The organism is Paracoccus sp. SSJ (assembly GCF_030234105.1).
Taxonomy (GTDB): Bacteria; Pseudomonadota; Alphaproteobacteria; order Rhodobacterales; family Rhodobacteraceae; genus Paracoccus; species Paracoccus denitrificans.
The window spans coordinates 20,672-44,933 of record NZ_JASSPE010000022.1 but is presented as its reverse complement, the minus strand read 5'-3'; the positions used below and the strand labels follow the sequence as shown (position 1 = coordinate 44,933).

Annotated in this window: 24 protein-coding genes, 6 pseudogenes and 1 other annotated feature; of the genes and pseudogenes, 6 read left to right on the top strand and 24 right to left on the bottom strand. The window is 64.4% G+C overall.

Features of this window, described 5'->3' with window-relative positions:
• Positions 1 to 213 precede the first annotated feature (213 nt).
• Together QPR87_RS19670 and QPR87_RS19665 are read right to left on the bottom strand one after the other, a co-directional pair.
• Positions 214 to 310, bottom strand: a pseudogene (locus QPR87_RS19670) (IS66 family transposase zinc-finger binding domain-containing protein); the annotation flags it as partial.
• A gap of 903 nt (positions 311 to 1,213) precedes the next feature.
• On the bottom strand, positions 1,214 to 1,669 hold the full coding sequence (locus QPR87_RS19665; RefSeq protein WP_285050971.1) for a hypothetical protein: 456 nt from the start codon (positions 1,667 to 1,669) through the stop codon (positions 1,214 to 1,216).
• A gap of 544 nt (positions 1,670 to 2,213) precedes the next feature.
• Between QPR87_RS19665 and QPR87_RS19660 the strand changes: the two genes are divergently transcribed.
• Positions 2,214 to 2,983 (top strand): IS5 family transposase gene (locus QPR87_RS19660; RefSeq protein ID WP_502921628.1). Its coding sequence is split into 2 segments (ribosomal slippage): positions 2,214 to 2,534 and positions 2,537 to 2,983, totalling 768 coding nucleotides; the frame shifts between segments, so codons are not numbered across the junction.
• Positions 2,984 to 3,026: 43 nt separating this feature from the next.
• Here the strand turns inward: QPR87_RS19660 and QPR87_RS19655 are convergent.
• The 7 genes and pseudogenes from QPR87_RS19655 to QPR87_RS19625 form a co-directional block, all read right to left on the bottom strand.
• A pseudogene (locus QPR87_RS19655) lies at positions 3,027 to 3,170 on the bottom strand (transposase); the annotation flags it as partial.
• 135 nt (positions 3,171 to 3,305) lie between these two features.
• Positions 3,306 to 3,485 (bottom strand): annotated as a pseudogene (locus tag QPR87_RS19650) (creatininase); the annotation flags it as partial.
• 154 nt (positions 3,486 to 3,639) lie between these two features.
• Positions 3,640 to 4,796 (bottom strand): annotated as a pseudogene (locus tag QPR87_RS19645) (IS3 family transposase); the annotation flags it as partial.
• A 307-nt stretch (positions 4,797 to 5,103) separates the two neighbouring features.
• A complete protein-coding gene (locus tag QPR87_RS19640) occupies positions 5,104 to 6,210 on the bottom strand; it encodes an ABC transporter ATP-binding protein (RefSeq protein ID WP_104494012.1) in 1,107 nt (368 codons plus the stop codon).
• A 3-nt stretch (positions 6,211 to 6,213) separates the two neighbouring features.
• The gene (locus QPR87_RS19635) at positions 6,214 to 7,083 is read right to left on the bottom strand and encodes a carbohydrate ABC transporter permease (RefSeq protein ID WP_285050969.1); all 870 of its coding nucleotides are present in this window, start codon (positions 7,081 to 7,083) and stop codon (positions 6,214 to 6,216) included.
• Positions 7,073 to 7,945 carry a carbohydrate ABC transporter permease gene (locus QPR87_RS19630; RefSeq protein ID WP_011749654.1) on the bottom strand — a complete coding sequence of 291 codons (873 nt, stop codon included), beginning with the start codon at positions 7,943 to 7,945 and terminating at the stop codon, positions 7,073 to 7,075. Before QPR87_RS19630 ends, QPR87_RS19635 begins: the two co-directional genes overlap by 11 nt.
• A gap of 66 nt (positions 7,946 to 8,011) precedes the next feature.
• Positions 8,012 to 9,253: an ABC transporter substrate-binding protein gene (locus QPR87_RS19625; RefSeq protein ID WP_285050966.1), complete on the bottom strand. Its 1,242-nt coding sequence runs from the start codon at positions 9,251 to 9,253 to the stop codon at positions 8,012 to 8,014.
• 170 nt (positions 9,254 to 9,423) lie between these two features.
• Between QPR87_RS19625 and QPR87_RS19620 the strand changes: the two genes are divergently transcribed.
• A complete protein-coding gene (locus tag QPR87_RS19620; RefSeq protein ID WP_011749652.1) occupies positions 9,424 to 10,128 on the top strand; it encodes a response regulator transcription factor in 705 nt (234 codons plus the stop codon).
• Positions 10,121 to 11,524, top strand: coding sequence for a sensor histidine kinase (locus tag QPR87_RS19615; protein ID WP_011749651.1), 1,404 nt, complete (start codon positions 10,121 to 10,123; stop codon positions 11,522 to 11,524). The genes QPR87_RS19620 and QPR87_RS19615 overlap by 8 nt, the downstream gene beginning before the upstream one ends.
• 40 nt (positions 11,525 to 11,564) lie before the next feature.
• On the opposite strand, the pseudogene QPR87_RS19610 reads toward QPR87_RS19615, so the two are convergent.
• The 6 genes and pseudogenes from QPR87_RS19610 to QPR87_RS19585 form a co-directional block, all read right to left on the bottom strand.
• Positions 11,565 to 11,885 (bottom strand): annotated as a pseudogene (locus QPR87_RS19610) (transposase family protein); the annotation flags it as partial.
• Between the two features lie 201 nt (positions 11,886 to 12,086).
• Positions 12,087 to 12,311, bottom strand: a pseudogene (locus tag QPR87_RS23780) (integrase core domain-containing protein); the annotation flags it as partial.
• Between the two features lie 28 nt (positions 12,312 to 12,339).
• Positions 12,340 to 13,571, bottom strand: a protein-coding gene (locus tag QPR87_RS19600; protein WP_285050963.1) for an IS3 family transposase whose coding sequence is annotated in 2 segments (ribosomal slippage) — positions 12,340 to 13,280 and positions 13,280 to 13,571 — 1,233 coding nt in all. Because the reading frame shifts where the segments join, the coding sequence is not laid out codon by codon here.
• Positions 13,171 to 13,287, bottom strand: a sequence feature (AL1L pseudoknot). Its footprint overlaps the gene before it by 117 nt.
• A gap of 143 nt (positions 13,572 to 13,714) precedes the next feature.
• Entirely contained in the window at positions 13,715 to 14,122 is a 408-nt protein-coding gene (locus QPR87_RS19595; protein ID WP_285050962.1) for a cupin domain-containing protein, read from the bottom strand.
• A 108-nt stretch (positions 14,123 to 14,230) separates the two neighbouring features.
• The gene (locus QPR87_RS19590) at positions 14,231 to 14,875 is read right to left on the bottom strand and encodes a Vgb family protein (protein ID WP_285050960.1); all 645 of its coding nucleotides are present in this window, start codon (positions 14,873 to 14,875) and stop codon (positions 14,231 to 14,233) included.
• Positions 14,876 to 14,884: 9 nt separating this feature from the next.
• Entirely contained in the window at positions 14,885 to 16,111 is a 1,227-nt protein-coding gene (locus QPR87_RS19585; protein ID WP_285050957.1) for a helix-turn-helix domain-containing protein, read from the bottom strand.
• A gap of 59 nt (positions 16,112 to 16,170) precedes the next feature.
• On the opposite strand from QPR87_RS19585, the gene QPR87_RS19580 reads away from it, so the two are divergent.
• The 3 genes from QPR87_RS19580 to QPR87_RS19570 all read left to right on the top strand — a co-directional run bounded on the left by QPR87_RS19580 (position 16,171) and on the right by QPR87_RS19570 (position 18,193).
• Positions 16,171 to 16,404, top strand: a complete 234-nt coding sequence (locus QPR87_RS19580; RefSeq protein ID WP_214273065.1) for a hypothetical protein — start codon at positions 16,171 to 16,173, stop codon at positions 16,402 to 16,404.
• Positions 16,405 to 16,406: 2 nt separating this feature from the next.
• Positions 16,407 to 17,093, top strand: coding sequence for a DUF899 domain-containing protein (locus QPR87_RS19575; RefSeq protein WP_285050955.1), 687 nt, complete (start codon positions 16,407 to 16,409; stop codon positions 17,091 to 17,093).
• A gap of 311 nt (positions 17,094 to 17,404) precedes the next feature.
• A complete protein-coding gene (locus tag QPR87_RS19570) occupies positions 17,405 to 18,193 on the top strand; it encodes a phytanoyl-CoA dioxygenase family protein (RefSeq protein WP_285050954.1) in 789 nt (262 codons plus the stop codon).
• A 97-nt stretch (positions 18,194 to 18,290) separates the two neighbouring features.
• Here the strand turns inward: QPR87_RS19570 and QPR87_RS19565 are convergent, their stop codons facing one another.
• The 9 genes from QPR87_RS19565 to QPR87_RS19525 form a co-directional block, all read right to left on the bottom strand.
• A complete protein-coding gene (locus tag QPR87_RS19565; RefSeq protein ID WP_285050953.1) occupies positions 18,291 to 19,667 on the bottom strand; it encodes a DegQ family serine endoprotease in 1,377 nt (458 codons plus the stop codon).
• A gap of 98 nt (positions 19,668 to 19,765) precedes the next feature.
• Positions 19,766 to 20,131, bottom strand: a complete 366-nt coding sequence (locus QPR87_RS19560) for an SPW repeat protein (protein WP_017998447.1) — start codon at positions 20,129 to 20,131, stop codon at positions 19,766 to 19,768.
• A 102-nt stretch (positions 20,132 to 20,233) separates the two neighbouring features.
• Positions 20,234 to 20,737 (bottom strand): Hsp20/alpha crystallin family protein, encoded by a 504-nt coding sequence (locus QPR87_RS19555; protein WP_104494144.1) that lies wholly within the window; start codon positions 20,735 to 20,737, stop codon positions 20,234 to 20,236.
• Between the two features lie 83 nt (positions 20,738 to 20,820).
• The gene (locus QPR87_RS19550; protein WP_114669486.1) at positions 20,821 to 21,297 is read right to left on the bottom strand and encodes an Hsp20 family protein; all 477 of its coding nucleotides are present in this window, start codon (positions 21,295 to 21,297) and stop codon (positions 20,821 to 20,823) included.
• A gap of 387 nt (positions 21,298 to 21,684) precedes the next feature.
• Entirely contained in the window at positions 21,685 to 21,885 is a 201-nt protein-coding gene (locus tag QPR87_RS19545; protein ID WP_011749412.1) for a hypothetical protein, read from the bottom strand.
• Between the two features lie 54 nt (positions 21,886 to 21,939).
• Entirely contained in the window at positions 21,940 to 22,146 is a 207-nt protein-coding gene (locus tag QPR87_RS19540) for a cold-shock protein (RefSeq protein WP_011749411.1), read from the bottom strand.
• A gap of 557 nt (positions 22,147 to 22,703) precedes the next feature.
• Positions 22,704 to 22,994 (bottom strand): DUF982 domain-containing protein, encoded by a 291-nt coding sequence (locus QPR87_RS19535; protein ID WP_010400435.1) that lies wholly within the window; start codon positions 22,992 to 22,994, stop codon positions 22,704 to 22,706.
• A 117-nt stretch (positions 22,995 to 23,111) separates the two neighbouring features.
• A complete protein-coding gene (locus QPR87_RS19530) occupies positions 23,112 to 23,318 on the bottom strand; it encodes a cold-shock protein (RefSeq protein ID WP_017998450.1) in 207 nt (68 codons plus the stop codon).
• Between the two features lie 257 nt (positions 23,319 to 23,575).
• Positions 23,576 to 23,935: a hypothetical protein gene (locus QPR87_RS19525; RefSeq protein ID WP_011749407.1), complete on the bottom strand. Its 360-nt coding sequence runs from the start codon at positions 23,933 to 23,935 to the stop codon at positions 23,576 to 23,578.
• Between the last annotated feature and the right edge of the window lie 327 nt (positions 23,936 to 24,262).

Here is a 24,262-nt window from a genome sequence, read left to right as displayed (position 1 = left end):
CACACACGGCGATCCCTCGGCGGAACATAACCGCCGCCCCGCTCATGGCACAATGCGTCAACGAATGCCATAGGCGGGATCGCGCGCGCGGGGCCAAGTGTTGCCGAACAGCTTCCGTGGGGTCCCGCCGAGCGCACCCGATCAGGCGAATCGCCCTCTCCACCGGGATCTTGTCGATGGTTTCACCGGCGTCTTCGGCAAACATCCTCCGGGCGATCGTCATCATCACGCGAAATTGTGCGGGGATGATGTCGAATCGCTCCGTTCTGCTCTCGCCCACCCTCCGCATCGCGTAGCAACCGCAAGGGCACTCCCTTCTCGATCATCAAGCCCGAGCAACCGGACTTCGCCACCTTCTGCGAGCTCATGGACGGGAAGCGGAAACCGGGCCGCGCGGTTTGATGCCCGATATGCGGTTCGCCTGCGGGCTGCAGGCAAAATAAGAGGCATCAATGCGCTGGACATGATTCGGTGACGGAATGTGGGTATTCGGAATCGGCTGGTAGCCGGTTGTTGTCGAGGTGTGCATTGGCACCTACCTCTCGGCGGCTGCCGGTCAATGCGGTGAAGGTAGATCGCTCGACCAGATGGAGGGATTGGCGAGCGGGGTATCGGTGATCCATTGGACCCGCTCTGCGCGTTCGGGGCATAGCCGAATGGGATGCCAAGCGGGTGGTAGCTGAAGAAAACCGCGTGACAACAACACTCCCATGTGGACGTGTTGCTGCACTATGCCAACGAGGATCTGTTGTTTCTACTGCCGTTCTCACCTGCACCATATTCGGACCTGCCCGAATATGTGATGAAATTCGCCAGTACGGGCAAGGCTGCGCCGCAGCAATCGCAGCGGGTGGGACCATGAGGCCGCAAGAAACCCGCGGGCCGCAGCGAACAGGATCGCAGCGAGCATATTCTCAATCCACAGAGGCGATTATCGTGCTTCCGGTTACGGTGGCTCCCTCTTTCGAGATCGCGGACCGCCGGATGCGCGCTGGCCAAGGCTGACTGCTCACCAGCCATGCGGTAAATGCTGTTTCAGGGAGAGGTGTGCGGGCGATGCGGCGTCATCGACACGCATCTTGCCGCTCGATTCTCTCGGCCATCCTTGAGCGGGCTCGCGCAGTTGCCCAGCCAACACCGCCAGGCACATGACCGGCTGAACGACTGGCCTCTCGACTAACATCAGGTACAGTCGGCGAAGAGGTATCACGGATCAGGCGAGAAGTGCATTGATCTCATCAACAATGATCTCTTTGGGCAATGCGCTGTGACCACCCTCTCCAAGGGCCCCATCGAAAACATGGACGTCCGTTCTGTTGCTAAAGGCATCTTTGAGCGGTTTAACATGAAAATCGACAGCATGCGTATCTGTCTGCTTGACGAGTATCCTGTTTCTTGGGGCGAAACCTATACTTTTGTAGAGGGCCATGAGACTCAGACGATTATCGAATGTCTTTGGCACAGCAGAAATACTATCCACCCCGTAACAAAATTTGGCAGCTCTGCTGGTGTCCGTTTTAAGGTTGAACAGCCGGACATCTGATTGGGGGCACTCCGCCAAGACTTTGGCAGCTGTCAGATAAGTGCCCAATGCAAGAGCGGCAAAACCACCTTGGGACGATCCGTATAGCACCGTCCGAGCTTCGGAAAAGTTGAAGTCGGATGACATCGCACGGATATCGTTCGCCAATTGCTCGACGGCAAATACTTCCTCGCAGCCTTGAAACCATGACCCTCTAAGTTCTGGTCTCGAATTGTCCAAACACGGATCAGATACATATAGGCAAGAAGCTGAGAAAAGTGGGCTCCAAGTAATTCGACTATAGTAATTCACTCGCGTAGATCCGACTCTCCGCAAGCCCGGCAGGAACACCAATAAATCTTGGCCGGGGCGCTTGTGCAGTTCATAGCGGAGGGCCTGCTTACAAAAATCAGTTCTAGTTGAATATATAAGCATCTATTTCCTCAACATTCCCAAGCTACCTAACATGGCAGAGTTGCATGTTTTTGTCCACCGATCATATGCTCACAATCGAGTAGGATATCACTTACTGAGAACGCTCAAATTGGGGGTGATCAGGCATCAAAACTGTGTCAACAATAGAACATTTGGTGCCGGCAAGGAATCTTCAGGCTCATCTCACATCGCTAGGGTCAGGACCCATTGATTTTGCTGTTTCATCATGATTCAGGCTCTGCGAGGAGACTGACCGATGAGCAACCTGTTCTGGCTGACTGACGCGCAGATGGCGCGTCTGGCACCGTTCTTCCCCAAGAGCCATGGAAAGCCACGCGTCGATGATCGGCGCGTGCTGAGTGGCATAATATTCGTCAATCGCAACGGCTTGCGTTGGCGCGATGCGCCAAGGGAGTATGGCCCACCGAAGACCCTCTACAACCGTTGGAAGCGGTGGAGCGACAAGGGGGTCTTCGCCCGGATGATGGATGGCTTGGCCGCCGAGGCCGCTGTTCCGAAGACGGTGATGATTGACGCGACCTATCTGAAGGCGCACCGCACGGCGACCAGCCTGCGGTGGAAAAAAGGGGCTCTGGCGACCGAAGGGGGCGTCTGATCGGCCGAACCAAGGGCGGCATGAACACCAAGCTGCATGCCGTGGCGGACGCCGATGGCCGCCCGATCCGGTTCTTCATGACTGCTGGCCAAGTCAGCGACTACACGGGCGCAGCCGCCCTGTTGGGCAGTTTGCCGAGGGCCGAATGGTTGCTGGCGGACCGCGGCTACGACGCTGACTGGTTCAGAGATGCGTTGAAAGACAAGGGGATAAAGCCCTGCATCCCGGCCAGGAAATCGCGCAGCAGGCCCGTCAAGCATGACAAGCGCCGCTACAAACGCCGAAACAGGATCGAGATCATGTTCGGCCGCCTAAAGGATTGGCGCAGGGTGGCCACCCGCTATGACCGGTCCCCGAAGGCCTTTCTCTCCGCCATAGCCCTCGCGGCTACCGTCATCTTCTGGCTATGACACGAGAACGAGTCCTGACCCTAGGGTCCAGACTCATTGAGTTTCACAGCCAGAACAAGACGGTTGCGGCCAGCATGATCGCAGAGAGGAAGGTTTCCGGGCACCGGTCGTATCGGGTCGCGACACGCCGCCAATCCTTCGGGCGGCCGAACATGATCTCGATGCGGTTGCGCCGTTTGTAGCGCCTCGATAGGATGAAGCGCTCATGGATCGCCCATTCCCCGTCCGACATCAGGTCTCGTGCCAAGCTGGTCTCCGTCGCAGATACCAGCTTGAATCATGTTCAGCCCGCCCGGTGAACCCCGTTTGTCAACACGGCCTAGAGCCAGCCCGAATAATAGTTGATGCAGTGATACGAGGTGAACAGTGCCGCATCGACTCCGTTCCCGGCCATCCAGCGGCGCATGTCGTCCTGGCGTCGCTGCATCTCGGCATCCGAGAAAGGGGAAAAGTCCTTCTCGCCATTATGCCATTCCATGACATGAAGCATGTCGTCGGTCATGAGATCCGTCCTCCGTCGGTTTCCTGACGACGAGGCTATCCGCCGCTGCAGCGGGACAAAAATTTGTTTTGATAATCTTAGGATTTGAACAAATGCAGGGTCGTGTCGAACTCCCGCAGCTGGCCAGCACCACTGACCTGCCCCTGAATTTTCCTCCAGCGGCAACTGGAGCCCGGTTGCTGTTTACGCCAATCGGCGCGGGTTGAGCAATCTCCCGACGCGCGGAGCTTTCATCTCGCGTAGCGGGGCGGGCGATTGCGGTGGTCAGGGTGTGCGCATAGTTGACCGGGGTCTGGTAACCCAAGGCCGAATGCGGGCGTTCGGTGTTGTAGTCGGTCACCCAAGCCGCAATTGCGACGCGAGCGTGAGCCAGATTGCGGAACATGGTCTCATTGAGCAACTCGTCCCGCATCCGTCCGTTGAAACTCTCCACGAAGCCATTTTGCATGGGTTTTCCTGGCGCGATGTAATGCCATTCGATCCGGTGCTCGGAACACCACCGCAGGATGGCATTCGAGGTCAGCTCCGTGCCGTTGTCGCTGACGATCATTCCCGGCTTTCCGCGGCGTTCGATCAGGGCTGTCAATTCGCGCACCACCCGTCGCCCCGAGATCGAGGTATCCGGGATGGCGGCCAGGCATTCACGGGTGACATCGTCGACCACGTTCAGCACTCGGAAACGCTGGCAGTGGGCAAACTGATCGTGGACGAAATCCAGCGACCAGCGTGCATTGGGCCGCGCCTCGACCAGGATCGGCGCCCGTGTCCCGATCGCCTTGCGCCGAGCCTTCCGTTTGCGCACCGTCAACCCTTCCTCGCGATACAAACGGTAGATCCGATTGATCCCGGAAGGCTCGGCCTCGCGTTGCAACAGGATGAATAGGCGTCGATAGCCGAACCGACGCCGTTCGTTGGCGAGTTCTCGCAGCCGTCCGCGCAATTCCGTGTCGGGCGGGCGTTGTGACCGATAGCGGATCATCTTCCGATCCGCACCGACGATGAGGTAGGCCCGTCGTTCCGACAGGTCGTGTTCGGCCTGCAGATATGCGACGGCTTCGCGCTTCACGGCGGACCCTACCACTTTTTTGAAACCAGATCTTTCATGGCCGCCAGATCGAGCATCTGTTCGGCCAGCAGCTTCTTCAGCTTCGCGTTCTCATCCTCCAGCGCCTTCAGCCGTTTCGCCTCCGAAACCGTCATGCCGCCGAACTTGGCCTTCCAGTTGTAAAAGGTGCCTTCCGACATGCCGTGCTTGCGGCACAGATCGGCGCACTTCGCACCAGCCTCATGCTCGGCCAGGATGCCAATAATCTGCTCTTCGGTTCATATCGTTCGCTTCATTGTCCGTCCTCAACTTGGATCGGACTCTAATCGCATCTGGAGGAAAAATCCCGTGGCAGGTCACGGGGCATGAATGCGAGATTGCAACTTTTCCATCCCCGGCAGCGGGACGGCAGAGCATGCAGGGGGCCAGGATCAGCTTACCCCCTGCCTTGGCGATACGGGGCCGCTTTCGCGCGATCCTCGGATCGCCAGATCCTGACCGCGCCGCGACGGCGCGCCCAGTCGCTGATCGGCGCGCCCCGGATCGCACGGAAGCAACGCCGTCGCGCTTGTCCTAGTTCAACCGCTCTCCGCTCTCGGGCGAGAAGTAGGACACTTTCGAGAGGTCGAAGGCGAGCGGAAACATCGCCCGCGCCCGAACCGCGCTTTCCGCGCGCAGCCGCGCCGTGACCGGCTTGCCGCCCAGATGGGTGACGGCAAAGGTATCCGCGCCCGCAGGCTCGACGATCTCGATCATCACCTCGCCGCCCGCGCCCTGCGCCAGCCCCGGCAGATGGGCGCTGCCGGTCGCTTCGTGGATATCCTCGGGACGGACGCCCAGGACGATCTCGGCCGGAAGCTGGCGCGCCACCGGGTCGGTGATGACCAGCGGCGCCGCACCCTCGCGCGCAATCTCGATGCGGGTCTGGCCGCCTTCGGAGCGCACCTGCGCCGGGATCAGGTTCATCGCCGGGCTGCCCATGAAATCGGCCACGAACATGTTGGCCGGGCGGTTGTAGATTTCCGCCGGGGTGCCGATCTGCTGGATCACGCCGCCCTTCATCACGACGATCTTGGTGGCCAGCGTCATCGCTTCGATCTGGTCATGGGTGACATAGACGATCGAGGCGTTCAGATCCTGGTGCAGCTTCTTGATCTCGGTCCGCATGGACACGCGCAGCTTGGCGTCCAGATTGGACAGCGGCTCGTCGAACAGGAACAGCTTGGGATCGCGCACCAGCGCCCGGCCCATCGCCACCCGCTGGCGCTGCCCTCCCGACAACTGGCCGGGCTTGCGGGCCAAAAGCGGCTCGATCTGCAGTTGCCGGGCGACCTCGGCCAGTTTCGCGGCCTGCGTGGCCTTGTCCACGCCGCGCACCTGCATCCCGAAGGTGATGTTCCTGGCGACGCTCATCGTCGGGTAAAGCGCATAGGACTGGAACACCATGGCGATGTCGCGGTCCTTGGGCGACACGCCGGTCACGTCGCGCCCGCCGATGCGGATGGTGCCGCCGGTAATCGGCTCCAGCCCGGCGATGCAGTTGAGCAAGGTGGACTTGCCGCAGCCCGAGGGACCGACAAGGACCAGGAAATCGCCCGGCTCTATGCTGATGTTGATGTCATGCAGGATATGCGTGTCGCCATAGGCTTTCTGCAGATGGTCGATTTCGAGGATCGGCATGGCTTACCCTTTCACGCTGCCGGCGGTCAGGCCGCGGATGAAGTATTTGCCGGCGATGACATAGACCAGCAACGTGGGCGCTGCCGCGATGATCGCGGCGGCCATGTCCACGTTGTAGGCTTTCACGCCGGTGGTGGAGTTGACGATGTTGTTCAGCGCGACCGTGACCGGCTGGCTGCCCGGCCCGCTGAAGCTGACGCCGAACAGGAAGTCGTTCCAGATCTGCGTGAACTGCCAGATGACCGAAACGGTAATGATCGGCAGCGACAGGGGCAGGAAGATCGCAAAGAAGATCCGAAAGAACCCCGCCCCGTCCACCTTGGCCGCGCGCACCAGTTCCTGCGGGATGGTGACGTAGTAATTGCGGAAGAACAGCGTGGTGAAGCCGATCCCATAGATCACATGGACGAAGATCAGCCCCGGAATCGTCCCCGCGATGCCCATCAGCCCCAGCATCTGCGCCATCGGCAAGAGCACGACCTGAAACGGGATGAAGCAGCCGAACAGGATCGCCGCGAAGAACAGGTTCGCCCCCTTGAACCGCCATTGCGCGAAGACATAGCCGTTCAGCGCCCCCACGATGGTCGAGATCGCGACCGCAGGCACCGCCATCAGAACGCTGTTCCAGAAGAACGGCCGCAGCCCTTGGCATTGCGTGCCCGCGCAGGCGCTGGACCACGCCTCGGCCCAGGGGGCGAAGGTCAGTTCGCGCGGCAGCGACAAGAGGCTGCCGGTGCGGATTTCCTCAAGGCTTTTCAGCGATGTGGTCAGCATCACGAACAGCGGCATCAGGTAGAACAGCGCGAACAGGATCAGGACCGCATAAAGGCCCCAACGCAGCATGGTGTTACTGGTCACGGCCTTACTTGTCATGGCGGGGCCTCAATTCGCTATAGAGATAGGGAACGACGATGGCGAAGATCACCATCATCATGACCATCGCGCTTGCCGCCGCCTGACCCAGATCGCCGCGCGAGAACGCCATCGCGTACATGTAGGTCGCAGGCAGGTCGGTCGCATAGCCGGGGCCGCCATTGGTCAGCGCGATCACCAGGTCGAACGCCTTGATCGCCAGATGCGCCAGCACGATGAAGGCCGACAGGAAGATCGGCGCCATGGTCGGGATGATGATCGCGGAATAGATGCGGTGCGTCGGGATGCCGTCCACCTGCGCGGCCCGGATGATCTCGGTATCGACCGAGCGCAGCCCGGCCAGGAACAGCGCCATCACGAAACCCGAGGCCTGCCAGACGGCGGCCAGCACGATGGTATAGATCGCCATCTCGGGGCGGATCAGCCAGTCGAAGGTGAAGTTCTCGAACCCCCAGCTTCGCACGGTGGCCTGAATGCCCAGACCGGGGTTCAGGATCCATTTCCACGCCGTCCCCGTCACGATCAGCGACAGCGCCATCGGATAAAGGTAGACGGTGCGCAGGACGCCCTCGGCGCGGATCCTCTGGTCCAGAAAGATCGCCAGCATCAGCCCGATCACCATCGAGATCACGATGAACAGCCCGCCGAAGATGAACAGGTTGTCCATCGCCACATCCCAACGCGGCGCGGCGAACAGGCGCTCGTATTGTCCGATACCCTCGAATTCATAGCGCGGCATCAGGCGCGAGCGTGTCAGGCTGATCCAGGCAGTCCAGGCGATGAAGCCATAGACGAACACCAGAATCGCCACGAAAGACGGCGCCAAGACCAGCTTGGGCACGTTGCGTTCAAGCCATTCCATTTCCCGATTTCCCCCAGAAAGGAAACCCCTCACCCGGGCTTGCGGCCGGATGCGGGGCTGTCGGCCTTACATCGCGCTCGCGACGGCGTTGGCCAGTTGCTCCACGGCCTCGTCCGAGGTCATGTCGCTGTTGAAATGCGCCGTCACCACATCGGTGATCGCCCCGGCGGGCGCGCCGCGCAGCGCCATGCCATGCGCATAGGAGGGCAGCAGGGAACCGTTTTCCGCACCCGCATTCATCGCCTCGGCCGATTGCCGGGCGCAATCGTCGAACTCGTCCAGCGCCACGTCGGTGCGCGCGGGGATCGAGCCCTTGTTGAGGTTGAAGGTCTTCTGGAAATCCTCGCCCATGATCAGGCGGGCCAGCAGCGCCTGCCCCTGCTGGCGGTCATCGCCATCGACGTTGAAGAAGGCGAAGCTGTCGACGTTGTAGAGGAACCCGCCGCCGGGCGTCTGGGCACAGACGAAATCCACGCCCGGCTTCTTGTCGGCGGCCAGAAACTCGCCCTTGGCCCAGTCGCCCATGATCTGGAAGGCGGCCTCGCCGTTCATCACCATCGCGGTCGCGAGGTTCCAGTCGCGCCCCGAGAAATTGTCGTCCACATAGCCGCGGATCACCCGCATCTGGTCGAACACCTGGCGCATGGTATCCGAGTTCAGCGCCTGAGGGTCCAGGTCGACCAGCGCCTGCTGGTAGAATTCCGGCCCGCCCAGGCCCAGGACGACGGTCTCGAACACGGTCGCGTCCTGCCAGCTTTGCCCGCCATGGGCCAGAGGCGTCACGCCCGCCGCCTTCAGCGTCTCGGCAGCGGCGTTGAATTCCTCCCATGTGGTCGGCATCGCGATGCCATGCTCGTCCAGGATCTGCTTGTTGCCCCAGATCCAGTTCACGCGATGGACGTTCACCGGCGCGGCGCACCATTGGCCTTCGCATTGCATGTGCTCGGCGATACGCGCCGGCAGGACGGCTTCCCAGCCGTTTTCCTCGGCCACGGGACCGATATCGGCCAGCCCGGTTTCCTCGTACCATTCCTGAATGGCCGGGCCTTTCAACTGCACGGCGGTCGGCGCATTGCCCGACAGCACGCGGGCGCGCAGCGCGGTCATTGCCGCGTCGCCGCCCCCGCCCGCCACGGGCATGTCGGTCCAGCTGCCGCCCTCGGCTGCGAACTGCTCTTGCAGCACCGCGACGGAGCGTGCCTCGCCGCCCGAGGTCCACCAGTGCAGCACTTCGGCCTGCGGCTCGGCCAGCACCGGCCCGGCCAGCATCACGGCGGTCGAAGCCGCCAGAAGGGGTTTCATGGTCATGGATCCTCCCAGATCTTGATCGCACGGACCTTGCAGGGACCGCGCCGTGAAAGGATCATGCCAAAGCCGCGGCCATTCGCGCAACGCAACACAGCCATGCGCAAGGCGGATTTCCCACCGTTATGTTACAAACTGTTACGAAGTGATATGTCGAAGGCCGGGAGGAAGACATGAGCCTGCATCGCCTGCTTCTGGTCGAGGACGACGCCGAGATGGCGGCGATGCTGGCCGCCTATCTGCAACGACAGGGCTTCCATGTCAGCCGCGCCGACAGCCGCGCCGGCGCATTGGAGGCGCTGCGGGCGGGCCGGGTCGACCTGATCCTGCTGGACGTGTCGCTGGGCGAGGATGACGGCGTGCAGATCTGCGCCGAGATCCGCGCGGCGCAGGATGTGCCGATCGTCATGGTCTCGGCGCTGTCGGCGGATCATCAGCGCATGGCGGGCTACGAGGTCGGTGCGGACGATTACATCGCCAAGCCCTTCAACCCCGACCTGCTGCTGGCCCGCATCCGCGCCGTGCTGCGCCGCGCCCGCCGCGCGCCCAGCCTGACCCATCGCCGCCGCGACGCGATCCTGCGCTTTCAGGGCTGGCGCTATGACGCGCGGCGCGACGAGGTGACGGCGCCGGGCGGCTGGCAGGTCTCGCTGTCCTCACGCGAAACCGCATTGCTGCGCGTGTTTCTGGCCAACCCGCTGATCCCGCTGACGCGCGAGGAAATCGCCGCGGCGCTGGACCATGACGAAGCCGCCGGGGGCCGGGCCATCGACATGCTGGTGGGCCGGCTGCGCCAGAAGACCGACCCGGCGCTGATCCGCACCGAGCGCGGCACCGGCTATGTGCTGGCGGCCGAGGTCAGCCGCGACGATGCTTAGCCGCCTCAGCCTGCGCTGGCTGGCCAGCCTGTGGGTGGTGCTGGCGATGGCGGCCGGGGGTGGCGGCGTCTGGCTGTGGATGGCCAGCCAAGCGGCTTGGCAGACGCATCTGGACCGCGCCTATATCGCCGGGCTGGCATTGCACGATTCACTGGAAAATCGCAGCGCCCTGCCGGCGGGCGTGACGATGGTGCAGCAGGGAGCCGCGCCCTCTCTGCCGAATGGATGGCGCGAGACGCTGCTGACGCTGACCGGCGGCGGGCGGCCCGATCTGTCGCGCGGCGCGCGGCTGTCGATCCGGGTCCAATCGCCCGACATTCAATATCCGGTCGCCGAGGTGCAGAGCTTCGGCGGCGGTTCTCAGGCGGCGGGGCTGGCATCGGTCACGCGCACGCTGGCCCGGTTCTGCAGCACGCCCCGGCTGTTCGTGCAGTTCGATACGGGGCCGTGGATGCGCATCGAGGGCGCCGCGATCTGGGGCTGCGACGCCGCGCCGCCGGATCGGCGATTGCTGGCGGCGCTGGTGCTGGCGGGCGCGCTGATCCTGCTGCTGGGCTGGGTGGCCGAGGTCTCGGGCGCCTTCGCCGGCTTCGCCGCCGCGCTGCGCGACCACCGGGCGCGCAACGCCGCCCTGCCGGTGGGAGGCGTCGAGGAGTTGCGCCAGACCGCCGAGGCGGTGAACGCCTATGTCGCGCAGGACCGCGCCGCACTGGAGAACCGCGCGCTGGTGCTGTCGGGGGTCAGCCACGATCTGGGCACCCCCGCCACGCGGCTGCGGCTGCGCAGCACACTGATCGAGGATGATACCCTGCGCAGCAAGCTGGAGCATGATATCGACGAGATGACGACCATGATCGAAGGCGTGCTGACCTATACCCGCGCCGAGATCGGGGCCGAGCCGTTCCGGCAACTCTCTCTGACCTCTCTGGCCGAGGCGGTGGTGGCCGATTATCAGGACGTGGACATGCCCGTGCGGCTTGTCCCCGCGCCGATCCGGGCCGCCCGCGCGGGAACGTTGTTTGCCCGCAGCCGCCGCCAGCCGGTCGAGACCCACGCCATCCTGATGCGCGGCCAGCCCACCTCGCTGCGCCGCGCGCTGTCGAACCTGATCGACAATGCGCTGAAATACGGACGCGAGGCCGAGGTGATGGTGGATGGCGATGCGGATGACGCGTGGATCACCGTCACCGATCGCGGCTCGGTGTTGACGGAAGAAGATCTCGCCCGCCTGACCGGCGCCTTCCAGCGGGGCGGCAACGCGGGCACGGCCCCGGGTGTCGGGCTGGGGCTGGCCATCGTCTCGACCATCGCCGCGCAGCATGGCGGACGGCTGGAATTCTTCCGGGCCGATCAGGGGCTTGCGGCGAAACTGGTGCTGTGCCGCCGGTGGGCCTGACCGGACGTGACGCGAACCTTGCCTGAAACTCGCCCCCAGGTCATGTTGACGAATGGCGGAGCCAGGGGCGGATCGAGGCCATGTCGATGAAGCCCAGGAAGCTTTCGGCGGTCTTGCCATGGCGGGTTGCGACACGGCGGGCGTTCCTCGGCTTGTTGCAGCAGCGCTCGACGATGTTGCGGAGACGGTAGAGGGTGCGATCCACTGCCACGCGCAGCTTGCGGGTCTTGCGCATCGGGATGACGGGCACCACGTTGTGCGCCTCCATGGCTTTGCGAACGTTGTCGGAGACATGGCCGCGATCCGCCAGCGGGACGCTGGGCTCGGGCTGGTTGTAGGCCATGACCGGATCGAAGCCCAGATTGTGAACCGGCATGGAAAACTGGCTCTGATGCAGATTGTGTGATGTCCGTATGCGCCAGCTCTACATTCAGCGTGTTTGTTCAAGGAGGTGGACATCATCCAGGCACGCTACGATACCAAGCTCTTGCCGCAATGCCGAGGTCGACTTCCGGGGACAGAAGCGGACGAACGCCAGCCATGGTGACCTGCCACGGGTCTTTCACCCAGCCTCGACCGGAGCCCGGTGGTGATTTACGCCTTTCGGCGCGGTTTGAGCAATCGCCCGGCACTCGAAGCTTTTGTCTCGCGCAGCGGGTCGGGCGATTGCGGTGGTCAGGTGCAGGGCGAAGCCTGCGGGGGTCTGGTAGCCCAGTGCCGAGTGGGGCCGCGCGGTGTTGTAATCGGCAACCCAAGCCGCCGTCAGTTCGCGGGCATGAACCGCCCCGGGATTGCCGGAGGCATTTTGGTTTGAGTCACACGGCCATGGGTTGGGCTTCCAGCATAGCGTAGTAGCGTTCCTCGGCTTCGGCCGGCGGGATGTTGCCGATGGGTTCGAGCAGCCGGCGATTGTTGAACCAGTCGACCCATTCCAGCGTCGCGAACTCGACAGCCTCGAACGAGCGCCATGGCCCGCGCCGATGGATCACTTCGGCCTTGTACAGGCCGTTGATCGTCTCGGCGAGAGCGTTGTCGTAAGAGTCGCCTACGCTGCCGACGGAGGGCTCGATGCCCGCTTCGGCCAGGCGCTCGGTATACTTGATCGACACATATTGGACGCCTCTATCCGAATGATGCACCAGACCGCCCCCATGGATCGGGCGGCGATCATGCAGCGCCTGTTCGAGCGCATCGAGAACAAAGCCCGCATGCGCCGTTCTGCTCACCCGCCAGCCGACGATCCGGCGGGCATAGGCATCGATGACGAAGGCCACGTAGACAAAGCCTCTCCAGGTCGACACATAGGTAAAGTCGCTTACCCACAGCCGGTTCGGCGCCGGCGCCTGGAATTGCCGGTTGACCTTGTCGAGCGGACAAGGTGCCGCCTTGTCGCTGATGGTGGTCTTCACCGGCTTGCCGCGGATCACGCCCTGCAGGCCCATGCTCTTCATCAGCCGTGCGACAGTACAGCGGGCGATGTCGAAGCCCTCCCGCTTCATCTGCCGCCAGACCTTGCGCACGCCGTAGACGCCGAAGTTCTCGTCGAACACCCGCCGCACCTCCTCCTTCAGCACCTCATCCCGCTTCGCGCGCGCCGGCAATCGGGAAGGATCGGCGCGCCGGGCGGCATGCTCGTGCCAGGTCGACGGGGCGATCGGCAGCACACGGCAGATCGGCTCGACCCCGTACGCATCACGGTGAGCGTCGATAAAGGCGATCATCGCTTCAGTGGGCGGTCGAGCTCCGCCATCGCAAAATAAGCCGACGCCTTGCGCAGGATCTCGTTGGCCTGACGAAGCTCGCGAACCTCCCGTTCAAGCTCCTTGATCCGCGACAGATCCGCGCTCGTCGCCCCAGGGCGCATGCCTGCATCGCGCTCCGCACGCCGCACCCAGCCGCGAAGCGTCTCGCCGGTGCAGCCGATCTTCGAGGCGATCGAATTGATCGCTTCCCATTCCGAAGCATACTCGCCCCGGTGCTCCAGAACCATTCGAACCGCGCGCTCGCGCACTTCAGGTGAATAGGTATTGCCGTTCCGTTTCGTCATGATGGCTCCTTACTCTCAAGAGGGGGAGCCTCCGGCAATCCCGGGGCGGTTCAGGCATGGGCGAGGTTGCGGAACAGGGTCTCGTTCAAAAAGGCGTCCCGCAGCCGTGAAACCTCACTATCGTGGCCTTGCTGCGCATCAGCCTAGGGATTGTCCCTGAACCAGTCGGCGATGGCGGGCATGTCGCGCTCGAACCCGCCGGGGATGAAGACGTTCAGCAGACCGACACGCTCGACGGTGCGGTTCCAGAAGTCATGGGTCACGCCGGCGGGAATACGCAGGAACGTCCCTTGCGGCGCGTCCAGCCAGTCCTCCCCGGCCAGGAAGCTGATGGTGCCGGCGATCACGTAGAAGATCTCGTCATTGCCCTCATGCGAATGCGCGCCCGGGCCGTCGGCGCCGGGCTCCAGCCACCATTCCGAGACGCTGTAGTGCGCAGCCGTCTCGTCCTCGTCGGCCTTGAACACCGCCGTCATCCGGCCAAGGGCGTAGCGCCGTCCCTCGCCGGCCGGCAGATGCAGGACGCCCTTGCCGGTGTGATCGTCGCTCATCGCTGCCTCCCGGTGGCTGGTGGAAAGGACCCCGACAGCATAGCCTGCTGAGGCCCCGCTGTCAGGTCCGCCGCTTGGGCCCGGTCCGCGAAACAATCTCCGAGAGCCTTACGTCGCAGCCGAAGCCGCCTTCCCACGACGGACGACCCTCAGCTTTCCGCTGCCGCCACCGCCGCAGAAGAACCGCTCGCCGCCATCGGATTCCAGTCCCGAGACGCCGGTGCCCGGCGGCATCTCCAGCCGTTCCAGCACCGCGCCGGTTGCGGGGTCAATGCGGCGGATGTCGCTTTCCTCGCCCTGCCAGGTGCCGTGCCAGAGCGCGCCGTCGGCCCAGGTCACGCCGGTGACGAAGCGGTCGGAGTCGATGCTGCGCAGCACCTCGCCGGTCTCGGGATCGACCTGATGGATGCGGCACCCGCGATGCTGGCCCACCCAGAGCGTGCCCTCGGCCCAGGCAAGCCCGGAATTGCCGCCCTCGGGCGCGGGAATGGTCGCCAGAACCGCGCCGCTCTCGGGGTCGATCTTGCGGATGACCGGCCCGGCGATCTGGAACAGATGCCGGCCGTCGAAGGCCGTGCCGGCATCGGCGGGGATCTTTAGCGCGCCCAGTAGCTCGCCGCTGTCGGGGTCGAGCGCGTTCAGCCGTTCGCCGCTGGCGAACCAGACCTGCCTTCCGTCGAAACTGACGCCATGCACCTCCTCGATCCCCGGAAAGGGGCCATATTCGCGGATGATTTCAGCCATGCGTTTCATGGCTCCACCCTAGCGCATCGGCACGGGTGCCGGGAGTAACAAGCTTGTCGGGAAACCCGGCACGCTCCGCGCGATCCAGCGCCGGGCGCGGCCGTGGCCGAACCACTCCACCCTGCCCGCTTCGTCCAGCACCGCCAGCGCGCGCTGCACGCTGCGCGGGCTGACAGCCAGCGCCAGGGCCAGCGCCGAGCTCGACCAGGCCTCGCCATCGGCCAGCAGGGCCAGCAGCCCGGCATGATCACCCTCGACCGGCGGGGCCAGCACGGCGATCCTGCGCCCGCGGCAAGGCTCCAGCATGAAGCCCCGGCGGGTCGCCCTGATCCCGGCCAGCGGGGCGAGCTGCCCACGCAGCCGCCCGATCTCGACCCGCAGCCTGGCGCGATGCGACTCGTCGGCCTGGCGAGCGCGAAAGGCGCGCACAAGCAGGGTTTCGCGCGGCACGTCGCCGGGCCAGGCCTCGGCCAGCGCGCGCAGCAGCGCCATCAGCACCGGCCGCCCGGCCAGCGGCACCAGCGTCGCGCCGCCGCGCAGAAGGTTGCGGCAGGCATCGACCAGCAGCATGTCCGAGCCGAGCAGCGCCTCGACCCCGGACAGGTCCAGCAGGGTCTCGCGCCCGCTTTCGATCAGCCGCCCGGCCGGGGCGTCGAAGGCGGCGCGCGCCTGTGCGACCTCGGCCGCCAATGCGGCGATGCCTGTCTGATGCGCGGCACGGGCGGCCCGGTCCAGCGCGGCCCGCGCATCGCCGGCCCGGATGCGCCGCATGGCGATGCCCGCGGCGACCAACCAGCAGCCGGGACGCGACGCCGGGGGCAGCGCGGCGGCATCCAGCGTCCCCAGCACCGCCTCGGCCTGATCGAGACGCCCGGTCAGCAGCAGCAGCCGGGCCTGCAGGTAGCCGGCATGGGCGGCGTTCGCCCGGTCGTCCTGCGCCGCAAGCGCGCCTCGCGCCGTGCCAAGCGCCTGCTCCAGAGCGCCCAGGTCGCGCGTGACCAGCGCGATTTCCGCCGCGGCCAGCCGGCAGCGGGCGCGGGCCGCAGGATCGGCGCTGAACCCCCGCGCGGCGCGGCGCAGCAGGTCCCGCGCCCGGTCGAGATCGCCCAGCTGCGCCATGGCGATGCCGCGCAGCGCCAGAGCCGGCGGATCGTCGCGCAAGGCGACCCGCTTCAGCGCCGTCAGCGCATCCCCCGCCGCCAGCGCCTGCGCAGCCGCCGCAATCCCGTCATGCTTGTTACTCACGCCCGGATGCCGCCCCGTCCTAGTGTCGTTGCTGCAAAGCATCGGACGGGAGGCCCGGAATGACAACGCCCACGGGAAAGCCCGGCGCGGCAGGCTGGCTGGCCCTTGCGGCAGCGCCCTGCTTCGCCGTCATGGCCTGGATCACGGCGGCCTCGCCCGCGCTCTGCCTGTCCGGGCCCGGTCCGCTGCCGCTGTACGGCATGACCATGATGTATCTGCTGATGAGCCTGTTCCACCTGCCGCCCTGGTTGCGGCTGATGGCAGGCCAAGACCCAACCCGGAAAGGAGACTGACCATGACCCAAGCCATCGTTTCCCGCGATGCATGGCTGGAGGCCCGCAAGGCGCTGCTGGCCCGCGAACGCGACATGACCCACCAGCTCGACGCCCTGCGCGCCGAGCGGCGGCGGATGCCCTGGGTCCGCATCGACAAGCCCTATCGCTTCATGGGGCCCGACGGCGAGGTGACGCTGGGCGACCTGTTCGGGACCCGCAGCCAGCTTGCCATCTATCACTTCATGCTGACGCCGGGTTCGGATCATCTCTGCTCGGGCTGCGCCTTCGTCGCCGATCATGTGGATGCCGCCCGCCAGCATTTTGAGCAGGCCGACCTGGCCTTCGCCGCCGTCTCGCGCGCGCCGATCCGACGGATCGAGGAGGTCCGACGGCGCATGGGCTGGCGCTTTCCCTGGCTGTCCTCGGGAGACGGCGATTTCAACTACGATTTCGGCGTCTCGTTCACCAAGGAGGATCGCGCGGCCGGCCGGGCGATCTACAACTACGGGACGGTGATCGAGAGGAGCCCGGACATGTTCGGGGTCAGCATCTTCGTGCGGCAGGACGGCGTCCTCTTCCACAGCTATTCCACCTATCACCGCGGCGTGGAACTGCTGATGGGCGCGTTCAACTGGCTGGACCTCACCCCCAAGGGCCGCAATGAAAACGGCGCCATGAGCTGGCTCAGGCTGCATGACCAATACTGAGCCGGGCGCAGAGGATCAGGGCGGGCGATCACTCCCCGGCGCTCTGGACGATATCAGGGCATCTGTCCTGACGATGGCTGGGGTGCCTGCTGGCCGGGCAATGAATGCCCCTCGATAACCGCGAGCAGGGGAAACAGGTCGCAAGCGGCCAGGGGACACGGCTTGCAGCCCCCGGCTGCCCGCCCTAAATTCCGACCATGATGTTCATGTCCACATTCTTCCCGCTGATCTGACCGGCCCTGCCGCCGGCGCTTTCGCGCCATCAGATCGACACGGCGCCCGCGATTGGGGCGCCAAGCGGAGAATGCGTGATGACCAATCCCGAACCCACCGGCCTGACCAAGCATCAGGTTCAAAGCTTCATCGAGGATGGCTTCGTCAGGATCGACGGCGCCTTCCCCACCGACCTCGCCCAGCAATGCCGGGACGAGTTGTGGGCGGCGACGGGCCTCTCGCCCGACCGGCCCGAGGGCTGGACGCGACCCGTCATCCGGATCGCATCGATGCCCACGCCCGCCTTCGTCCAGGCCGCCAACACCCCGCTGCTGCATCGGGCCTATGGCCAGCTTGCCGGGCCGGCGCGCTGGCTTGCGCCGCAAGGGCTGGGCAGTTTCCCGATCCGCTTCCCCTCGCCCATCGCCCCCGGCGACGATGGCTGGCATGTGGACATGAGCTTCGGCGACAGCCCGGATTTCATGGAGTGGCGGGTCAATGTCAAAAGCAGTGGCCGCGCGTTGCTGATGCTGTTCCTGTTCTCGGATGTCGGGCCCGGCGATGCACCGACCCGGATCAGGCAGGGCTCGCATATGGCCATTGCCCGCGAGTTGCTGCCCCATGGGGCGGCAGGCGCGACGCTACGGCAATTGTCGGCGAACGGCTATGCCTCGACCGAGACCTGCCCCGAGGTGCTGGCGACCGGCGCGGCGGGCACGGTCTATCTGTGCCATCCGTTCCTGGTCCATGCCGCACAGCCGCACCGGGGGACAAGACCCCGCTTCATGGCCCAGCCGCCCTTGCTGCCCAAGGGCGAGTTCGACCCGGCCTTGCCGCCCTCGCCCGTCCAGATCGCCATCCGCAGGGCCTGCGGGCTGGCATTCTGAAACCGGCAGGGTCCGGGGCTGCGTCAGATGAGCGACGCCCAGGCATCGGTGACAACACCCTGCGTCTTCCTGGCCCTCTCCATGCCGCCGCCGTCGTTCACCTTGCGACGATGAAAAGACGGCTGCCGTCGCGGATCAGTTCCAGCGCCGCGACGGCTCGGCGGCCGGCAAGCATGCCACGCAAATCCGCGACCGAGGAAACCGGCGTCCGGTTGACGGCGACGATCATGTCGCCGCGGCGCAGGCCGATCCAGGCCGCAAGGCTGTCCGGCTCGACGCTGTCGACCATGATCCCGGCACCCCCCGCCCGGCGCGCCTCCTCCGCCGAGGCGTTGCGCAGCCGGGCGCCATCCAGCGGCGTGCCGGCGAAATCACCGGAGGAGGTCGCATCGGCGGTGATGGTCAGGGCGACCTCCCGCGCATCCCCCTCGCGCCTGACCGTCAGGCGGATGGTGCTGCCGACGGGCGTCAGGCCCAGCCGGTTGCGCAGATGCGTGGCGCCCTGCACCGGGGCGCCGTCGACAGCGGTCACCACGTCCCCCGCCTTCAACCCCGCCTTCTCGGCGGGCGAGCCGGGCTCGACATTCGCGATCACCGCGCCGTGGATGCCGCCCAGCTCCAGCGCCTCGGCCAGGTCGGGCGTCAGATCGTGCATGCCGATGCCCAGCCTGCCGCGCCGCACCTCGCCGTGCTCGATCAGCTGCCGCATCACGGCGACGGCCATGTTGCTGGGCACCGCGAAGCCGATGCCGATATTGCCCCCTGCCGGGGTCAGGATGGCGGTGTTGATGCCGACCAGCCGGCCGTCCAGCGTCACCAGAGCGCCGCCCGAATTGCCCGGATTGATCGAGGCGTCGGTCTGGATGAAATCCTCATAGCCCTCGCGGCTGATGCCGCTGCGCCCCAGCGCGCTGACGATGCCCGAGGTCACCGTCTGGCCCAGGCCGAAGGGGTTGCCGATGGCGGCGACGAAATCGCCGACCTGAAGGCGGTCGGAATCGCCGATCTCCAGCGCGACCAGATCCTCGGCCTCGATCCGCAGCAGGGCGATTTCCGTGGCCTGGTCGGCGCCGACGAGCTCGGCCCGGAACTGGCGCCCGTCCTTCAGGGTGACGCTGATCGCGCTGGCCTCGGCGACGACGTGATGGTTGGTCAGCACATAGCCGTTTTCGGCATCGACGATCACGCCGGAGCCGGCGCTCATCTGCCGCCGCATCGGCGGGTCGCGAAGATCGAAGAAGCGGCGGAAATAGGGATCGTTGTAAAGCGGGTTCGATACTGCCGGGGTTTCCGAGACCACCGCGATATTGACCACCGCCGGGGTCACGCGCGACAGCATCGGGGCGATGGTGGGAATACCGCCCCCAGCCTCGGGCATGGGCTGCCCGACAGCCGCTTGGGGCGGCGCGACCAGCGCCAGGATCGTGCACAGCGTGATGACGGCCGCGCGCAGTCGGGGGATTTTCATCGACATCGGCAATCTCCGTTTGATCGGTGGTGATTTCCCTTCTCGCCCGAGACCAGACGGAGAACAAGAAAACGGCCCGGCGGGTTGCCGGGCCGTTCGGGACGTCACGCTGTCGAATAGGGCCGGTCGTCGCCCGACCACAGGCTGACGCCCGCCAAGATCGCGACGACCAGACCGGCGATCACATGCACCCACATCGCCGCCGCGAGGGTCGCGAAGCCCAGGACCCAGGGCGCGATCACCGCCCAGAGGCCAAGGGCGACATTGGCCCATTCCTCAAGCCTGTGGAACGCGAAGAGCGCGGCCAGCGCGATCAGCGTCATCGCGGCCCCGACGAGCCAGGCGTTCCACGCCGCGGCGGTCTCGGCCGCGAAGCCGAGATACCAGGGCGACAGCAGAAGACCGAGACCGGCAACGACATTGGCGATGTCGAATGCCGTCCGGCGATCAAGAGACAGGGATTTCAGCATCGTTCACTCCTCCTTGTCGGTTGCTTGGTGATCCCGTCAATGGACCTTCCCCTGCGGGGGAAGGCTGGATGCGGCGGCGGCGGTTGTCGCCGCCGCGATGGCTCAGCCCTTGATGGCGATGCGCTTGACCTGCGACTGCGCCTTTTCCGTCTTGGGCAGGGTCACGGTCAGCACGCCGTTCCTGAAATGCGCATCGACCTCGTCCTCGCGGATCTCGGCGCCCAGCGGGATACGGCGCTCGAAACGGCCGTAAAAGCGTTCCGAGAATTGCCGGTCCTTATCCTCGACCTCCGAGCGTTTCTCGCCCTTCAGCGTCAGCACGCCGTCATCCAGCAGGACTTCGATGTCCTTCTCCTCAAGGCCCGGCACCTCGGCCGTCACCCTGATCTCCTTCTCGTTGTCGGAGATCTCGACGCTCGGCCAGCCGCCGCCAAAGGCAGGGACCGTGCCGACCGCGGGCAGGCCGAAGCCGCGGAAGACGTCGTCGAACAGCCGGTTCACCTCGCGATGCAGCGACAGGAAGGGATCGCGGTCGCCGTCGCGGAAGGCGGTGGGAAGCTGGTTGCCGCCATTGCGGTTCCAGGGGATCAGATCTCGGACATTCATGATTTTCCTCCTTCATGGCAACAGGTTGCCGGAGACGCCGGGCGCTGCCCGGCGGCCGGCAGGGATCGTGCGGTGACAGGGCCTCAGGCGGCCTGCTTGCCGGTCTCGACCTGCTGCGGCTGGGATTTGGGCAGGGCCTTGGCCGGGGCGATCTCGATCCGGCGCGGCTTCATCTCTTCGGGGATCTCGTGCCGCAGGTCGATCGTCAGCAGCCCGTTCAGCAGCTCGGCGCCGGTCACCTTCACATGATCGGCGAGTTGGAAGCGCCGGCGGAAGCTCCGCTCGGCAATGCCGCGATGCAGATACTCGCCCTTGTCCTCGCCAGCCTTGCGGCCGGTCACCGTCAGAACGGTCCGTTCCTGCGTGATGGCCAGCTCGTCGGGCGAGAAGCCCGCCACCGCCATGGTGATGCGATAATCGTCCTCGCCGGTCCTGGCGATGTCATAGGGCGGCCAGTTGTCGACCGTCCCGACCCGGCTTGCCGCTTCCAGCGCGTTCAGCATCCGGTCGAAACCGATGCTCGACCGGTAGAGAGGGGAAAAGTCGAAAGTGGTTCTCATAGCCACATCCTCCGTTGAGCAACATGGATACAAGTCTTTCACCGTGCGGTGCCATCGCATCCGCCCCGGCATGCCGGACCCGTTCAAGGCTTCCGGCGATTCACGATTTAGGGCGAGGAAATGGCGGTTCAAGGGGGTGAAAGCACCGCGAATGCGGTCTCTTTCGTGCGCTCGGAAAGCCCCTGTCTGGCTGATAAAAGGCACAGGAAAAGCGCGGGAGACTGTCCGCCGTCAAGCCGGCTAGCGCTGGCCTAAAAAAAGATGAATATCCCCTGCATCCCGTCCAATCGGAATCATGGGAAATGGATCGAGACATCTTCGCGCAGCGTTTCGGCGGTAGTGAGAGTCGGCGTTACAGCGAAGAAAGCAGGTGCCCCCGCGCATCCGCTATTTCTTGCGTTTTTTCGCAGGCACGCCGGTGGCGGCGTCTGCCGCCTCTTTCGCCAACCGTGCAGCCTTGAGGGATGCCGTCAACTCGCTCCTCTTGCGGGCCTGTTCATCGACGATGAGCTTCGCCTCGGAAGTGGTGCGATCCATCGCCGTCAGGGGCGCAGGGTCGCGGAAAAGGTTTCTCGCCTTGGCCAACATACGGGTCTCCCGAAGGGGTTCAGCCCGGCCAGATGGCCAGGCTGTTCGACAGGATCAGGCGAGCGCCAGCCTGCTGGCCGATTCGCGACCATCGCGGCCCGACTCGATTTCGAAGGTCACGGCCTGACCATCCGCAACGCTGTTAAGCCCGGCCCGCTCGAGGGCCGAGATGTGCAGAAACACGTCCTTGCCGCCATGCTCGGGCGCGATGAAGCCGAAGCCCTTGGCGGCGTTGAACCATTTCACGGTGCCATTGGCCATCGTGATATCTCCTTGTGGATTTGTCGCTCGCGGAATGCAGCAACCCGGCCCGGTCAGTTCAGTTCAGTTCAAAAGCAGACCGAAGCCGAAAGGAGACAGGATGCAGAGAGAATCAACGTAGCGCCCCCTGTATGCGCCTTCGCGCCGGATAAAGCAAAACATTCTTGCATCGCATTTGTCCGATGCCTGAATCAATGGAGCCAAACCTGGCTATTTTCCACTTGGCCAGACAAAAATTCCCGGAATCGCTCGAAAACCGATTGATCTGAGAATTTTCGACTGGAACCCGACCATGAGAATGGTGGGACATTATCTTCTGCCCCCATCTTCGGACGCACCTATAGCGTATACCTACTAAGCGCAGGGTTGCGCTTGTACGCCAAGGGCATCGGAATATCCGAGGCACTCGAAAGTCCCGGTAGCTTATCTTTCTTGCGATAGCTCTTGGCCGAGGCCCCACAGCCTGTTCAGGATCGACCAGCTGGCTTTCGGCTGGTCACTCTGCGGAGCATTTCCATTCCCGCACAGGCACCGCCATAGCAGGACCAACCCCGGTCTCAGATCGTCGCCATGCAAGCGGACAAGGGACGTGCGGATTGTGCGATCGAGGTTTCGGGCACGAAACCGGCAGCTTTTGCAGCAGCGATGAAAGCCCGTCGCGCCGATCCCACCGATACAAGGCAGTGCAGGGCGGCATCCAGCTGCTCCAGCGCATGGTGCTGGGCCGTATTGGAAACCGGCCACCTCCTGCGGAGCCAGTATCTCGCCTGCTCGATCGTGCTGAACTTCTGCACTTCGCCGGCAGACGAAATGACGAATGAAAGGGGCGTACCCCAGTGAATTTCCATAATGAAACTTTTCTGTCGGAACGGTCGGAATGGCGGGCAACGCATGCCCACCCTCCTCAAGGAAAAGCGGAGACGGCATGAAGCCGACCCCGCCTGTATTACCCTTCGGCGCTGCTCTCAGGAGAGAACGAGATTCGTTGCCGATTCCCGGCCATTGCGGTCACGCTCGATATCATAGGCGATCGCCTGGCCATCGTTCAAATGATGGATGCCGGCGCGCTCGAGCGCGGAAATATGGATGAAGACATCCTTCGAGCCCGTTTTCGGGGCAATGAAGCCGAAGCCTTTATTGGAGTTGAACCATTTCACGGTGCCATTGGCCATCGTGCTGTTCCTTTCAAAAATGCCGCTCACACAGTGCAGCGGCCCGGCAAAGCTGAAGATCGAAGCTGAGCCGCAAGGAACAGGGTCCGAAAACAAGAGATGCAGATCCTATATAGGTCATGCCGGCTGAGTTTACGAGGAAATTCCGGGAATCACGCGATCCCGGCCCATTACCCGTTGTTCGGCAAGGAAAGAATTGGCGACCCGCATCGACGGAAAATCCGGAGAAACGCCGTTTTTACCGCAAACTGCAAGTCTCAGCTTTCGTGCTGTTCCTTGCCGCCCAGTTCCCTGGCGTTCGTTTCCGCTATCGTCTCATGCAGCCGCGAATGGGCGGATTGCCATGCATCGAGCGCGCCCACGGCCTGGTCGAGCGCCTTTCTGTCCGGCCCATCGAATTGGGGAGCCGCCTCCTTGATCGCCCAGTAGAGCCGGCGCACCACCGGGGTCATCCGCTCCAGCCAGGCCAGGACATCCCTCAGGCTCTGCTCCTTGCCGCCGGGGTTGGAATAGACCCCGCCCTGGAGGCCCTGCAGTTCCAGCTCGCTCAAGCGGAGCTCGATATCGCTCAGCCGTTCCCTGATATCTCTGTCGCTGTTCTCGACCAATGAGACCATTTTCGCCCCTTCCCTTTATGCGGTCGCTCCTCTTGGGCCTGCCGGCCCATCGATCACGCCTGATCGGTCGTCGGATCGTCCATGCCGCTCGCGGCACGAATCAGCATGCCGCGCTCGTTCCCGTCCCTTTTCCGACGCCGGCGCGCTCCTGCATCATGCTGCGGCTCGGGTCGTTTCTCGGGGGTGCTGGCGATGTCTGCGGAATCCACGGTCTGGGTCTCCCTGTTGCCGGACGAAAAAATTCGAACAGGCATGGCTGATATGGGGTGTCAGGGGGCTGCAGGCCATAGGAGACATTCGCCTATCGACCAACCTCCGGAAAGCCCG